The sequence below is a fragment of the Symbiopectobacterium sp. genome (assembly GCF_051710365.1).
In the GTDB taxonomy this organism is placed as follows: Bacteria; Pseudomonadota; Gammaproteobacteria; order Enterobacterales; family Enterobacteriaceae; genus Symbiopectobacterium.
Map to the genome: position 1 here is coordinate 1 of NZ_JBPETA010000075.1, position 14,527 is coordinate 14,527.

At 54.1% G+C, this 14,527-nt stretch carries 7 protein-coding genes and 3 pseudogenes; 2 read left to right on the forward strand and 8 right to left on the reverse strand.

Annotated elements, in window-relative coordinates; genetic code table 11:
• Nucleotides 1-70: pseudogene (locus tag ACTBDZ_RS08855) on the forward strand (surface-adhesin E family protein); the annotation flags it as partial.
• Between the two features lie 55 nt (nt 71-125).
• Here the strand turns inward: ACTBDZ_RS08855 and bglB are convergent.
• From bglB to ACTBDZ_RS08890, 7 genes and pseudogenes are all read right to left on the reverse strand, one after another.
• A pseudogene (bglB, locus tag ACTBDZ_RS08860) lies at nt 126-1,118 on the reverse strand (beta-galactosidase BglB); the annotation flags it as partial.
• A gap of 46 nt (nt 1,119-1,164) precedes the next feature.
• Entirely contained in the window at nt 1,165-2,727 is a 1,563-nt protein-coding gene (locus tag ACTBDZ_RS08865) for an MFS transporter (RefSeq protein ID WP_438815051.1), read from the reverse strand.
• Nucleotides 2,728-3,095: 368 nt separating this feature from the next.
• On the reverse strand, nt 3,096-4,397 hold the full coding sequence (gene eno / locus ACTBDZ_RS08870; RefSeq protein ID WP_438815052.1) for a phosphopyruvate hydratase: 1,302 nt from the start codon (nt 4,395-4,397) through the stop codon (nt 3,096-3,098).
• 134 nt (nt 4,398-4,531) lie between these two features.
• On the reverse strand, nt 4,532-6,151 hold the full coding sequence (gene pyrG / locus ACTBDZ_RS08875) for a glutamine hydrolyzing CTP synthase (RefSeq protein WP_438815053.1): 1,620 nt from the start codon (nt 6,149-6,151) through the stop codon (nt 4,532-4,534).
• Between the two features lie 349 nt (nt 6,152-6,500).
• Nucleotides 6,501-7,298 (reverse strand): nucleoside triphosphate pyrophosphohydrolase, encoded by a 798-nt coding sequence (gene mazG, locus ACTBDZ_RS08880; protein WP_438815054.1) that lies wholly within the window; start codon nt 7,296-7,298, stop codon nt 6,501-6,503.
• A 135-nt stretch (nt 7,299-7,433) separates the two neighbouring features.
• Nucleotides 7,434-9,665 (reverse strand): GTP diphosphokinase, encoded by a 2,232-nt coding sequence (gene relA / locus ACTBDZ_RS08885; protein ID WP_438815055.1) that lies wholly within the window; start codon nt 9,663-9,665, stop codon nt 7,434-7,436.
• A 9-nt stretch (nt 9,666-9,674) separates the two neighbouring features.
• A pseudogene (locus ACTBDZ_RS08890) lies at nt 9,675-10,662 on the reverse strand (TRAM domain-containing protein).
• A gap of 60 nt (nt 10,663-10,722) precedes the next feature.
• Between ACTBDZ_RS08890 and barA the strand changes: the two are divergent.
• A complete protein-coding gene (barA, locus tag ACTBDZ_RS08895; RefSeq protein WP_438815056.1) occupies nt 10,723-13,497 on the forward strand; it encodes a two-component sensor histidine kinase BarA in 2,775 nt (924 codons plus the stop codon).
• A 57-nt stretch (nt 13,498-13,554) separates the two neighbouring features.
• Here barA and ACTBDZ_RS08900 read toward each other — a convergent pair whose 3' ends face one another.
• On the reverse strand, nt 13,555-14,205 hold the full coding sequence (locus ACTBDZ_RS08900) for an RBBP9/YdeN family alpha/beta hydrolase (protein WP_438815057.1): 651 nt from the start codon (nt 14,203-14,205) through the stop codon (nt 13,555-13,557).
• Between the last annotated feature and the right edge of the window lie 322 nt (nt 14,206-14,527).

A 14,527-nucleotide genomic window follows, 5' to 3' on the forward strand; every position in this document is an offset into this window, starting at 1 on the left:
CATGGCGATGGTCAAAGCGCTTAACCGGATCACGCTATTAGGAATGCCGAACAGTATTCGCATCACGTAACAATCGACCCGATGGGGCACAGTCGTTACAAGTTCTGATTTATTCAACAAAGCCGATTGATATTGGCAATCACGCCGCGAATCGCTTTTTCCGCCATCTCGGCATAGCCCTTATCCACATAGCGTTTGCGCACCGCTTTCAGAATGCCATAGGCAAACCCGGCGGTGGCGGAGCTTTCCACGTAAGAGTTGGCGTCATCCAGCAGCGTATGCCACAGACCACTGTCATCCTGATACTGCGCCAGCGCTTCAATCTGGCTTTCCAGCACCTGCAACAGGAAGCGGCGCGTTGCATTTCCTTCAGGCAATTCCAGCAGCTCGATAAACTCAGGAATGGCTACCGTCAGCCAGCTGTTGCCGCGCGCCCAACGCGCTTCGGCAAAATTGTGCTTGCCATCAAACGTCCAGCCGTGGAACCACAGGCCGCTGCGTCAATCCATCAGATACTGCACGTGCAGTAAGAACTGGTGGGTCGCCTCTTCGATAAACTCGGGACGGTTGAGCAGCTTGCCGATTTTTGCCAGCGGCAGCACGCTCATCATCAGGGTGTCGTCCCACAGTTGATCGGTGTTTTCGCTGTTGTAGACGATATGCTGCAAACCGTTTTTCTGGGTGCGCGGCATGTCGTACATCACCCACTCCGCCCAGCGCTCCAGATAAGGCACCCAACGGGCATCGCGCGTCTCTTCGTAGCGATAGGCCAGCGTCAGGAACGGGCAGACCGTGTTGACATTTTTGGTAGGCGTACCTTCCGCCAGACGCGCCTCGAACCAATCATCAATGATGGCTCGCATCTGGTCATCACCCGTCTGTTGGTAATATTGGTAAATGCCGTACAGGCCAATCCCGTGCGTCCACTCCCACCCGGCCCAGCCCTTGGTATCGATGACACGACCATCATCCAACCACAGCAGAAACTCACCGGTTTCATCCTTGATATTGACCAGATTATCGGTAATGCGGCAGATCAGCGCCTTCAGATCGTCGCGAGAGATAAAGTGCTCAGGCTGACGCAGCAGCGGGCTATGTTTAACACTGAATACGGTCATAGATTATCATCCACTTTTATCGTTAATGCGTTAATGCGTTAATGCGTTAATGCTGAGTCACCTGGGTTGCTGAATGCGCCGGTTGTTTATGGCGATTCAGGTAACCGATATTGTTGTTGCCCCACAGCGATTCATAAGACATGCCAGAGAGCATTTCCACCACCTGACGCGCCTGCGGCGTGATGCGTTCCGGTACCGGACGTCCGGCTTCACGCATTTTTAGCGTCTCTTCACGCAGGGTCTGGTGCGTTTGCAGGTTCAGTTTAAACCGTAATGAGACCAGAAAACCCAACGCCAGCACGCAGACTGTGCTGACACTGAGCACCATCAGGATGGTATGACTTACGCCCGTTGCCTGTACGCTCTGCCCTGAAACAAACCCCGACAGTTGCAACACCACGCCCACCAGCATCACCGCGCCGGCCTGAGAAGCCTTGCGAGTCAGCGTCATGATCCCGGCAAAGATCCCTTCACGACGTTGTGCGGTGATCACTTCATCCACATCGGCAATGTAGGTGTAAGTATTCCACGGTACGTAGTTGATACCACCACGCCCCAACCCCGCCAACGCAGAGATCAGCAACAGCAAAGAGAACACATCGTGCAGGCCGCTGTAATAGAGCACGCCGTAAGACATCGCCGCCAGACCGAACAGGCAAACCACTAAGCGGTAAGAGGGGGCCGGTCCGAAGCGAATGCACAGCGGGATCATGCCAATCACCGCCAGGAATTGCAGGATAGCCATGGTGCCCATCAGGTTGGAAGCCACCGTGGGGCTTTGCATCAGCACAAAGACGACGTAGTAGGTGAACACCGCGTTAAACACGTCCTGTGCAATGTAGCCGCCGAGGTACATCCCGAGATGTTGACGGAAAATACGAATGCGCAGCGTGGAAGAGAGTTCGACGCTCAGGCGCTTCATGCTTTGTCCCAGCGTCAGTGACTGGCGTTCCTTTTCTGCCTGTAGCGACGCCGCTGACATCTCTTCGCGCGACCGTTCCCAAGTAAAGAAATAGACCAGCGTCAGCACCGTGGCGCAAATCACCGAGAACACCAGGCTTGAGTAGAAGAAGGAAATGGCGTTGTCTTTGCCAAAGTGACTGAGCAGAATACCTGGCAGGAACGCCGCCAGAATGGCAGAAAGCTGCGCCAGCGCGATACGCGCACCGGAGAATTTGGTTTTCTGTTTAAAATCATCGGTCATTTCCGGTACCAGCGTTTCATACGGTACCAGAATCATGGTGTAGACTACATCAAACACCAAATAGGTCAGCAGATAGTACCAGTACCCCATGTCGCCCACCCACATAAAGCTGTAGCTGAACACACAGGGAATACCGAGCAAAATAAATAATTTACGGCGGACAAAGCGTTTACCCAATCGGGTTGAGCCAAAGTTGTCCGTCAGGAACCCCATCAACGGGCTGACGACGGCATCCAGTACTCTGGCCATCGCGAAAATAAACGTGGCTTCAATGGGCGTCAAGCCACAAAACGTGGTGTAAAAATAGAGCAACCACGCCGCCGTTAGCGCCGTAGTTCCCGCACCGAGAAAATCACCTGAGCCGTAAGCCAAATAGTTGGCCAGCCCAATTTTATGCGTTTTCATTTGCCATCCTTCCTGTGTCATTGTCTTTATGAAGGTAATGCGGCAGGGTACAAACCCTTTACTGCCGTGATAGCTAAACTACTGCCGGGACGTTGGGAAAACCTTTGCACCGTTGCCACGCCCCGAGCGGAATTGGCATCCCTGGGAAGAACGTGACGATCGACCTCAAGGTTTTTATAAAAAGCCATTTTAAACCAATAAAACCGTCGGTTCGTTTATGGCGATCACAGGGTAGTAAGCACAGGAGTGGATAGGGATACGAACGTGAAAGGGATAATCACAGAGAACAAAAATAATAAAACCCGGAGACGCTTACGCGTTTCCGGGCTTCGATAGCTAGGCGAAAAGGCCCGGCAGCAGACAGGCGATTACGCCTGGCCTTTCACTTCTTTCAGACCGTTGAATGCAGCACGGCCAGCTAGTGCTTCTTCGATACGGATCAGTTGGTTGTACTTGGCAACACGATCAGAACGGCTCATGGAACCGGTTTTGATCTGACCAGCCGCAGTACCTACCGCCAGATCGGCGATGGTAGCGTCTTCGGTTTCGCCAGAACGGTGAGAGATAACGGCAGTGTAGCCCGCATCTTTCGCCATCTTGATAGCAGCCAGGGTTTCGGACAGAGAACCGATCTGGTTAAATTTAATCAGGATGGAGTTAGCGATACCTTTCTCGATGCCTTCTTTCAGAATCTTGGTGTTGGTTACGAACAGGTCGTCACCAACCAGTTGGATTTTGTCGCCCAGTACTTTGGTCTGGTAAGCAAAACCGTCCCAATCAGATTCGTCCAGACCGTCTTCGATAGAAACGATCGGGTACTCTTTGGTCAGGCCTTCCAGATAGTGAGTGAACTCTTGAGAAGTGAAGGTTTTGCCTTCGCCTTTCAGTTCGTAGTTGCCGGTTTCTTTGTTGTAGAACTCAGAAGCGGCACAGTCCATCGCCAGCGTAACGTCTTTGCCCAGCACATAACCGGCATTTTTTACCGCTTCAGCGATAACAACCAGTGCTTCTGCGTTGGAACCCAGGTTCGGCGCGTAGCCGCCTTCGTCGCCAACAGCGGTGTTCAGGCCTTTGCCTTTCAGCACTTTCGCCAGGTGATGGAACACTTCAGAACCGATACGGATCGCTTCTTTCACCGTTTTCGCGCCAACCGGCTGAATCATGAACTCTTGAATATCAACGTTGTTGTCAGCGTGTTCGCCACCGTTGATGATGTTCATCATCGGCAGAGGCATGGAGAATTTGCCCGGGGTGCCGTTCAGTTCAGCGATGTGTTCGTACAGCGGTTGACATTTGGACGCTGCTGCTGCTTTGGCGTTAGCCAGAGACACCGCCAGAATGGCGTTAGCACCAAAGTTGGATTTGTTGTCAGTACCGTCCAGGTCGATCATTACCTGGTCAATGGCAGCCTGATCTTTGGCATCTTTGCCCAGAATGGCCTGCGCCAGCGGTCCGTTCACAGCGGCAACGGCTTTGGTTACGCCTTTGCCCAGGAAACGGGATTTGTCGCCATCACGCAGTTCCAGCGCTTCGCGAGAGCCTGTGGAAGCGCCTGACGGAGCAGCAGCCAGACCAACGAAACCACCTTCCAGGTGCACTTCCGCTTCAACGGTCGGGTTTCCGCGTGAGTCGATGATTTCACGGCCAATGACTTTAACGATTTTGGACATTAGATTTTCCTCAGTACAAGTTAAACTAAAACCGATTCTGTATATAAAACCGAGCTTTAAACTAAAACCTTAGACGAACAACGCGCGGTACTGGACCGCGCGTTGCTGAAAAACCCTTACTTCACCTGACGCTTTTAATACGCGCCAGCGGCTTTAACAAAACCGGCAAACAGGGGATGCCCATCTCGTGGCGTCGACGTAAATTCCGGATGGAACTGACAGGCCACGAACCACGGATGCTCAGGGAGTTCAACAATCTCCACCAGCTTGCGGTCGGCGGAAAGACCAGCAACACGCAATCCCGCCGCTTCAATTTGTTTCAACAACATGTTGTTCACTTCATAGCGGTGACGGTGGCGTTCAATAATGGTTGCCTCACCGTACATCTCGCGCACCAGGCTGCCTTCCGCCAGGTGGCACGGTTGACCGCCCACGCGCATAGTGCCACCCAAGTCGCTCTCTTCGCTGCGCACCTCAAGGTTACCGTCTTCATCACGCCATTCGGTGATCAGCGCAACAACCGGGTACTTACAGTCTGGCACAAATTCCGTAGAGTTTGCCGCTTCCATGCCCACAACGTTACGGGCAAATTCCATCAAAGCGACCTGCATTCCCAGGCAAATACCCAGATAAGGGATGCTATTCTCACGGGCGTAACGCGCCGCCATGATTTTACCCTCAACACCGCGGTAGCCGAACCCCCCTGGGATCAAGATAGCATCAAGATCTTTGAGAACTTCAACGCCGCGGGTTTCTACATCCTGCGAATCGATCAGCTTGATGTTGACGGTCAGGCGATTTTTCAGCCCGCCGTGCTTCAGAGCTTCGATCACCGACTTGTAGGCATCCGGCAGTGCAACATATTTGCCGACCATACCAATGGTGACTTCGCCACCCGGATTGGCTTCCTGATAAACAACCTGTTCCCATTCGGACAGGTCTGCTTCGGCGCAACTCAAGCTGAATCGTTTACAAATATAATCGTCCAATCCCTGCGATTTCAAGAGCGCCGGGATTTTATAAATCGAATCAATATCTTTTAAGGAGATTACTGCTTTTTTCGGCACATTACAGAATAAAGCGATCTTTGCACGCTCGTTGGCGGGCACGGTGCGATCGGAACGGCAAATCAGCACGTCCGGCTGAATACCGATAGAAAGCAGCTCTTTTACCGAGTGCTGAGTCGGCTTGGTTTTCACTTCGCCTGCTGCCGCCAGGTATGGCACCAGCGTCAGGTGCATGAACAGCGTATGCTCGCGACCCACTTCCACCGCCATCTGCCGAATCGCTTCAAGGAACGGCAGAGATTCGATATCGCCGACGGTACCGCCGATTTCCACCAGCACCACGTCATGGCCTTCACCGCCTTCAATGATGCGTTCTTTGATGGCATTGGTGATGTGCGGAATCACCTGAATGGTTGCACCCAGGTAGTCGCCACGGCGCTCTTTGCGCAGCACATCAGAGTAGATACGGCCGGTGGTGAAGTTGTTGCGGCGCGTCATTTTGGTACGGATAAAGCGTTCGTAGTGGCCCAAGTCAAGATCGGTTTCCGCGCCGTCTTCGGTGACAAACACTTCACCGTGCTGCGTCGGGCTCATCGTGCCCGGATCCACGTTGATGTACGGGTCCAGTTTCATGATGGTAACGTTGAGGCCACGGGCTTCGAGAATAGCCGCCAGAGAGGCTGCGGCAATGCCTTTACCCAGAGAGGATACGACCCCGCCGGTCACAAAAATATAATTAGTTGTCATGCTGAACCTGAGAGTTTAGGTTTATTTACCCAAAATAATTCGTGTTGCGGGAAGGCGGCAAGCAAACGAATCCCTAGGAGCTTACTCAGGTAAGTGACTAGGGTGAGCGAGCGCAGCCAACGCACCTGCAACGTGAAGTATGACGGGTATAACGATGGAGTACCAAGACGGGAAAGCAGTATACCTGAACCTGATGAAGGCTACAAATGTTGCTTTTCATCATTGTGGCGATCGTAACGTCGTGACTAAACCGATGTATCACGCACAAACAGCATGAAACATCGGATTAAAAATCATAAAGATAAATAACAAAACTGCCAGAAAAATACAGTAATACGATTAAAATATCTTAACCGGCCTTTTCCTGACGTTTTACCTGTTCCCAGGCCGCATCCATTTCCTCAAGCGTCGCCTGTTCAACTGTTTTTCCCGAGGCGATAACAATTTGTTCTATCTGACGGAAACGGCGGCTGAATTTGCGGTTTGCCGCCTGAAGCGCATTTTCGGCTTTCTGACCAAGATGGCGTGAGAGATTGACCGTAGCGAACAATAAATCGCCCACTTCTTCGGCCAGCTTTTCCTCATCTACTACTGCCTGCAGGGCTTCATGCATCACTTCATCAATCTCTTCATACACTTTGTCGACCACTGGCCCCAAGCTGTTCCAGTCGAAACCGACTGATGCGCAACGCTGCTGGATTTTGTGCGCTTTCATCAAGGCGGGCAACGCGTCAGGAATATCGTCCAACGCCGAGTAACGGGCTTTTTCAGCACGCTCCTGGGCTTTGGTTTGCTCCCAGTTGGCAAGCACCGCGTCGCTGTCGGTGAGCGTCGCATCGTCAAAAATATGCGGATGTCGCCGCTCCAGTTTGTCGCTTATCGCGTCGCACGCCGCAGAAAAATCAAACAACCCCTGCTCTTGCGCCATCTGGGCGTAAAACACCACCTGAAACAACAGATCGCCCAATTCGCTGCGCAGATCGTCGAAATCCTGACGCGCAATAGCATCCAGCACTTCGTAGGTCTCTTCCAACGTGTAGGGCGCGATAGTGTCAAAGGTTTGCTTGCGATCCCACGGGCAACCGTTTTCCGGACCGCGCAATGTGTTCATAATGGAAAGAAGACGTTCAATAGCCGCTGCTGTCATGCCTGATTCCTGAATCAATAAAAATCGCGTGTCGTCCTCGGCGCAGGCCGGGGACCTCTTACTGGAGATGCGCATTTAGCCTGTAGGAGATCCCCGCCTGCGCGGGGATGACAAAGTGAGGACCTACGTAAAAAATTACGCCCCTTGCTGGCGACGCGCGTCAATGACATCCGGCAGTTGGTTGAGCTTCGCCAGCACCCGTCCCAATACCTGAAGGTTGTAGATCTCGATCTCCATGTCGATCACCGCGATCTGCTGTTTGGTATCACTGCGGCTGGACACGCCCAGCACGTTCACCTTTTCGTTCGCCAGAATGGTGGTGATATCGCGCAGTAACCCGCTGCGATCGTTGGCGGTTACGCGCACCGTTAGCGAATAGCAGCTGGAGTAGCTTTCACCCCAGACGGCATCGACAATCCGCTCAGGCGCATGGCTGCGCAGATCGTCCAACTGCTCACAGTCAGCGAGGTGGATAGAGATACCGCGTCCGCGCGTAATGAAACCGATGATCTCATCGCCCGGGATCGGCTGGCAGCACCGCGCGATATGATGCATCAGATTGCCAACCCCTTCTACCACAATACGGCCGCTGTCTTTGCGGCTGTTCTGCGGTGGCGCTTTCTGCTGGGTGAGCTGACGCAGCGCTTCGCGATCCTGCTCCTCGGCGCTGGGCTGGTTGAGCTGCGCCTGAAGGAAGTTCACCAGCTGGTTAAGGCGAATATCCCCACCGCCAATACCGGCCAGCAGTTCATCAAGCGAGTTGATGTTATAGCGAGGCAGCAGCAGCTTCTCTGCCGCTTTGAGGCTAATCCCCAAATGTTCCAGCTCGTTATCCAGAATCTGGCGCCCTGCCAGAATATTTTTGTCGCGATCTTGCTTGCGGAACCAGTTATGGATCTTGGAGCGGCCACGACTGGTGGTGATATAACCCAGGTTCGGATTCAACCAATCACGGCTCGGGTTCGGCTGCTTCTGGGTGATGATTTCAATCTGATCGCCCATCTGCAACTGGTAGGTAAAGGGCACAATGCGCCCGCCAATTTTGGCTCCGATGCAGCGATGCCCGATATCGCTATGAATGTGATAGGCAAAATCCAGCGGCGTGGAGCCCGTCGGCAGATCGACCACGTCCCCTTTTGGCGTAAACACGTAGACACGATCGTCGAACACCTGGCTGCGCACTTCGTCCAGCATTTCGTCTGAATCGGCCATCTCTTCTTGCCAGGTGAGCAGCTTGCGCAGCCAGGCAATACGCCCTTCGTAACCGGAACGCCCCCCCGCAACCGCGCCCTCCTTGTATTTCCAGTGCGCAGCAACGCCCAATTCTGCATCTTCATGCATCTGTTTGGTGCGAATCTGGATTTCAAGGGTTTTGCCCCTCGGCCCCAACACCACCGTGTGGATGGACTGGTAGCCATTGGGTTTCGGGTTCGCTACGTAGTCGTCGAACTCGTCGGGCAGGTGACGGTAGTGGGTGTGAACGATACCGAGCGCCGCATAGCAATCCTGCAAGCGTTCAACCACAATACGCACGGCGCGCACATCAAACAGTTCATCAAACGACAGGGATTTTTTCTGCATCTTGCGCCAGATGCTGTAGATATGCTTGGGTCGGCCATAGACTTCAGCCTTGACGCCCTCGCCCGCCATCGCGGTGCGCAGGGTTTTGACAAAATCGTCAATGTACTGTTCACGGTCAATGCGCCGCTCGTGCAACAGTTTGGCGATTTTTTTGTATTCATCCGGATGCAGATAACGGAAACAGAAATCTTCCAGCTCCCATTTGAGCTGGCCGATACCGAGGCGGTTCGCCAAAGGCGCGTAGATGTTGGTACACTCCTGGGCCGCCAGCACGCGCTCTTCTTCCGGCGCGTCTTTCACTTCACGCAGGTGCGCAATGCGCTCCGCCAGTTTGATCACCACGCAGCGGAAATCTTCCACCATCGCCAGCAGCATACGGCGGATATTGTCTACCTGCTCGGAGGCAACGGAATCGTGTTGCGTCGCCTTCAGTTGACGAATCGCATCCATATCGCGCACGCCGTGCACCAAATCGACGATATTCTTGCCAAAGGCGTCACGCAGTGTGTCTTCATCCACCACGCCGGAGTCAGCCAATGGGAACAGCATCGCCGCACGCATGCTGTCGTTATCAATGCTGAGGGTGGAGAGGATCTCCACCATTTCAATGCCGCGCCATAACAGCAACATCGCATCGGGATGCCCCTGCGTGTGCTGTTCACAATAGCGCCAGGTCTCGGCTAAGCGTTCACACGACTGCTGATTATTGATGCCCAACGATGCAATCCAGGCATCTGGCACAAACTCGCCGTCCGTATTCAAATGCGCACTTCTTACCGCAACCATAAATTCTCCCTACAATGCCGCTTTGCCAGAGCGTGCCGCCTTACCAGAACGCTGCAAAAACAGTGCCATCGATTCAAGGTGGCCGGTGTGAGGAAACATATCCAACATGGCGACCTGCGCCAACGTGTAACCTGCGGCCAACAGCACTTTACTGTCCCGCGCCAACGTGGTGGGGTTACACGAAACATAGACCACACGCTGTGGTGCAAGTTTAACAATTTGCGGCATCACTTCCGCCGCCCCGGCGCGTGCCGGGTCTAGCAGTATCTTATCAAATCCCTGGGCGCTCCAGGACTGTTGCGCAACATCCTCGTCGAGATTTTGGTGAGAAAATGTGACGTTAGACAAGCCGTTACGGCGCGCATGCTTGCAACTGACCGAGGCAGTGACGCAGTGGGGCTAACAGTGCATCAAGTTCCGGTGCCAACACCGGGCAGGTCGCGATATCCACCACATCGTGCGATTGCCCCTGCCGGTATCCCATGCGCAACCCCGACGCGGGTTGAGGCACTGATTTGGCGCGGGCTGACGCTTTTCCACCCGCTGACGCAGGTTTGTCTCCCGTAAAAAAGTATAACGCAAGACGCGCACGCCGACGGTAACCGTAGGCCGGACCGGCAATCAGTCCAATATCCGTCAGCGTTTGTCCGGTCTCTCGCGTCATCAGCTTTTGCAACGCGGCCGATTTGCTGCGCTGTTGCAACGCGACATCGGCATGCTGCTGCTGGCAGCCACCGCACACGCCAAAGTGCGGACAGCGCGGTTCCACACGTTGCGCACTGCGCGTCAGCAGCCGTTTAAGTTCAGCGCGCGCATACTGACGTTTATCCTAGGTCAGCCGGACTTCCGCCTGCTCATCCGGCAGCACGCCGGGGACGAAAACGGTTTTGCCTTGATGACGCGCTACACCCTGTCCGAAGGGATCGAGATCGGTCACGGTCACGTTAATGGTTTGCCGGGTCGTCACACGCCGGTTTGGAGAGTAGAATTGCGCCATAGTTTGCTATTGTGTCTTTAAGCTGAACGTCTGGGCCTAATTCTCCCACATTGGAACCTCATGACCAAATACAGTCTGCGTGCCCGCATGATGATACTGATTCTGGCTCCGACATTGATTATCGGGTTGCTGCTCAGTACCTTCTTCGTTATTCACCGCAGCAATCAGTTGCAGGACCAGCTTGCCAGCGCGGGGGCCAGTATTATTGAGCCGCTTTCCGCCGTTGCTGCCTATTCGATAGTAGCCAACCAGCAGGAGATGATTCAGCCGCTGATCAATATGCTGCATCGGCGTCATTCCGACATTGTACGCGCCATTATCATCACTAACGCACAACATCAGGTGTTGTTCAGCACCGATTCGCGCCATATCACCCAACTGATTGATGCGGTAAAACAGCAGTCGATGCCGTCAGGGCTACATTCTCACCAGGTTGATGACAAGCTGTTACTGCATATGCCTATCACCATCGGCCCGGAATTCACCCGTCATGCGAGCAAGGTCGAGCGCCCCGGCGCGAGCGTGGGGTATGTGTTGCTGGAGCTGGATACCGACTCCATCATGCTGCAACAGTATCAGGAGATTTTTATCGCCACGCTGTTGATGCTGCTGTGCATGGGGATTGCCGGTCTGTTCGCCTATCGTCTGGTGCGCAATGTCACCATGCCGATACGCAATATGGTGGATACCGTCGATCGTATCCGTCGCGGTCAATTGGACAGCCGTGCGGAAGGATGCATGCTGGGCGAGCTGGATATGCTGAAAAACGGCATCAACGCCATGGCGATGTCCCTGACGGCCTACCACGAGGAGATGCAGCAAAACATCGATCAGGCCACTTACGATCTCAGAGAGACGCTGGAACAGATGGAGATCCAGAACGTCGAGCTGGATTTGGCGAAAAAGCGGGCGCAAGAGGCCGCACGCATCAAGTCCGAGTTTTTAGCCAACATGTCGCACGAGCTGCGCACCCCGCTTAACGGCGTGATCGGTTTCACCCGTCAAACGCTGAAAACCACGTTAACCGCCACCCAGACCGACTATTTGCGTACTATCGAGCGTTCCGCCAACAACCTGCTGACCATCATCAATGACGTGCTGGATTTCTCCAAGCTCGAAGCGGGCAAACTGGTGTTGGAAAACATCCCGTTCTCACTGCATAACACGCTGGATGATGTCATCACGCTGTTAGCGCACACGGCCCATGAGAAAGGGTTAGAGCTGACGCTCAACATTCAGCCCGGCGTACCCGAACGTTTTATCGGCGATCCGATGCGTCTGCAACAGGTGATCACCAACCTGCTGGGCAATACCATCAAATTCACCGAAAAAGGCAATATCGATATCCGCATTGAAAGCCACCGCCAAAGCCATAAACAGCTGGAGTTGGAAATTCAGATCCGAGATACCGGTATTGGCATCGCCGAAGGACAGCAGGCACAGTTGTTTCAGGCGTTTCGGCAGGCAGATACCAGCATTTCCCGCCGCCACGGTGGCACCGGGCTGGGGCTGGTTATCACCCAGCGGCTGGTGAAAGAGATGGGCGGCGATATTCGCTTCCAAAGCGCGGTAAACCAAGGCTCCACCTTTTGGTTCCACATTACGCTAACCTGCGATCCGCACAGCAACATGACAGAGAACAATCTCTCCGTGCTGCAAGGACACAGCATTGCCTATGTGGAGGCCAACGCTTCTGCCGCGCAAGCCGGGTTAGATATTCTGGGGCAAACGCCGTTGCAGGTGCACTTTAGCCCTACCCTTGAACAGCTACCGCCGCAACATTTCGATATTTTGCTGCTCGGCGTTCCCGTCCGGCATCGTAATAACTTGCTGGATTACACCTCACAGTTGCGCGATATGAGCCGCAAAGCAGCCTGTGTTATTTTGGCCTTGCCCAGTCTGGCGCAAATGGATGCTGAACAGCTGAAATCCTTCGGTATCCACGCCTGTCTGAGCAAACCCCTTTCCTCGGTACGCCTGTTGCCCTTGATACAGGAAGGTCTGTTAATCCAGCAGCTATCGTTGCTGCCAGTAACGCAACCGGCAACGCTGCCCACACCGCGCTTGCCGTTGTGCGTGATGGCGGTGGATGACAATCCGGCCAACCTGAAACCGATCGGCACTCTGCTGGAAGAGCAGGTGGAAAACACCCTGCTGTGCGACAGCGGTGAAGAGGCTATCGCGCAGGCGGCAATGCAGGATATCGACGTCATCCTGATGGATATCCAAATGCCCGGCATGGATGGCATTCGCGCCAGCGAGCACATCCGCCAGCTTTCCCGCCACGCTACCACGCCGATTATTGCGGTCAGCGCCCATTCGCTGAGTGACGAGCGCAAATCATTGCTGCAAGCGGGGATGGATGGTTATCTGGCCAAGCCGATTGATGAGCAGATGCTGGCATCGGTATTGGCGCGTTATACCCAACAACCGGTTAGACCGATTGAGAGCGAGAACGGCAGCATGACGCAATTGCTGGCGGAACATGATGACAGCCAGCTCTCGCTCGACTGGTCGCTGGCAACCCGTCAGGCTGCGAATAAACCCGATCTGGCGCGCGATCTGCTGCAAATGCTGCTGGATTCCCTGCCCGACGTACAGCAACACATCGAAACGCTGCTGGCGGGCCACCCGGTGGCAGACACACTGCCGCTGATTCATAAACTGCACGGCAGTTGCGGCTACAGCGGCGTTCCACGCTTGAAGCAACTGTGTTACACGCTGGAAACCGCACTGCGTAAGGGAACGGACCTGCTGGAACTGGAACCGGAGTGGCTGGAACTGCTGGATGAAATCGCTAATGTACGGCGGGCTGCGCAGGCGCATTTGTCGTAGCCCACAGGCATTGTGCCGACCGTATCCTGATTCTGCTGCTCGGCTGACGCCAGCGGCTCACCGCCCTGATGCGGCTATGGCCTTTTGTAGCTCGGCCAGCACCAGAGGGAATTCGGTAAAGCCATCACTTGCCAGAAAGTGGTTGCCCTGCTCAACCGTAATGAACCTAGCATCGAGGGATTTCGCCAACGCCTGACTGAATCGGTAAGGAACCACTGCATCATCAGGCGCAGCGATGACAACGCGGGTGCTTGCCCTCTGCACCAGCTTGCCATAATTAATATCAGGTTTTATGAAGCGGTCGAGCTGCGGGAGTGTCGGCAGGCGCTCATTGAAGCCGGAAACCAGAATATAGCCGCCGATGGGCGCGTTGGCCGGGTGTTTTTCAAGGAATCTCAACAGCGTAATGCTGCCGAGACTGTGCGCGACAAAATAGTTGTTGTTATCTAGCGATGTCACCTGTGTCTCAAGGGCCCGCTGCCATGCCTGCGGTTGGGGATCGTCAGGGGTAGGTAAATCAATGATCGATACCGTGGCTCCCGTTTTCTCCATCTCGCTTTTCAGCCACGCGAACCAATGCTCTGACGGTGAAGCGCCGTATCCGTGAACAATGTAGATGTGCGTAGTTGATTGCTGTGTGTTTACCGGAGAAGTACAGCCCGACAAGGCGGCTGCCATCGAAAGGAGTAGCGCGACGAATTTGTTCATATACCCTCACTGAATGGGCTGTAAAGTCAGATATTGTCGATAGACCTGAATCTTAGTGCTTCGAGTCCAATAGCACAGAGGGTGTTAGCGTCAGTGATAGCAAAATGAATGGATTTTGGATCTTTGATGACGCGTCGCCCCCGGCACCAGCGCGGGGACGACGAAGAAAGGAGCCGCCAGAAAAAATCGGCAAAGAGAGACCCTGTACACGATTCTGTGTAAATGCCTTTTCTCAGTAGTGACCGTCCAGACGATCACCGAACTCGATAATAAAGCGGCTCATAGCCATACGCCAGTCCCTCAGCGGCATCGTCCATTTTTG

What these genes read in the sequence shown, in the direction of transcription:
- ACTBDZ_RS08865 (WP_438815051.1), bottom strand. Translation starts at nt 2,727, where the DNA reads ATGAAAACGCATAAAATTGGGCTGGCCAACTATTTGGCTTACGGCTCA.
- eno (WP_438815052.1), bottom strand. Translation starts at nt 4,397, where the DNA reads ATGTCCAAAATCGTTAAAGTCATTGGCCGTGAAATCATCGACTCACGC.
- pyrG (WP_438815053.1), bottom strand. Translation starts at nt 6,151, where the DNA reads ATGACAACTAATTATATTTTTGTGACCGGCGGGGTCGTATCCTCTCTG.
- mazG (WP_438815054.1), bottom strand. Translation starts at nt 7,298, where the DNA reads ATGACAGCAGCGGCTATTGAACGTCTTCTTTCCATTATGAACACATTG.
- relA (WP_438815055.1), bottom strand. Translation starts at nt 9,665, where the DNA reads ATGGTTGCGGTAAGAAGTGCGCATTTGAATACGGACGGCGAGTTTGTG.
- barA (WP_438815056.1), top strand. Translation starts at nt 10,723, where the DNA reads ATGACCAAATACAGTCTGCGTGCCCGCATGATGATACTGATTCTGGCT.
- ACTBDZ_RS08900 (WP_438815057.1), bottom strand. Translation starts at nt 14,205, where the DNA reads ATGAACAAATTCGTCGCGCTACTCCTTTCGATGGCAGCCGCCTTGTCG.